The organism is Planosporangium thailandense (assembly GCF_011947195.1).
In the GTDB taxonomy this organism is placed as follows: domain Bacteria; phylum Actinomycetota; class Actinomycetes; order Mycobacteriales; family Micromonosporaceae; genus Planosporangium; species Planosporangium thailandense.
On record NZ_JAATVY010000100.1, the window covers coordinates 1 to 446 of the forward strand.

A 446-nucleotide genomic window follows, 5' to 3' on the forward strand; every position below is an offset into this window, starting at 1 on the left:
CGATCCTCCGGGTGGTACGCATCGTGTCTCACCTGTGTTCCGTCTCGGGTCGGCCCCGTGCGGACCGGCTGGATCCAGCATGCCGACCGGGCGCGGCGATGGATGCGGGCGAATGACCTTGATCGACGGGACCGTGGACCCGACCTGCCCGGGACCACCGGCCCGGCCAGGTCTGGCGGGGCGGCCGCCGCAGCGGGCTGGACAACCTGCGCCGACGCGCCGAGGAGCTGGGCGGCGCGCTGACCCTCGAGCCCACGCAGCCGCACGGCACCACCCTGGTGTGGACGGTGCCGGTCTGAGCCGACCGGGGAGTCGGGGACGGACGTCACAGTGACGGTGGTGCGGCCACCGGCCGGTGTCAGGTCCTGAGTAGTTTCGAGGCGAGAACGGCGGCCTGGGTGCGGCGCTCCATGCCGAGCTTGGCGAGCAGGCTGGAGACGTAGTTC

At 72.4% G+C, this 446-nt stretch carries 1 pseudogene; it reads right to left on the bottom strand.

From position 1 onward, the window contains the following. Window positions 1–358: 358 nt before the first annotated feature. Window positions 359–446 (bottom strand): annotated as a pseudogene (locus HC031_RS32310) (DNA-binding response regulator); the annotation flags it as partial.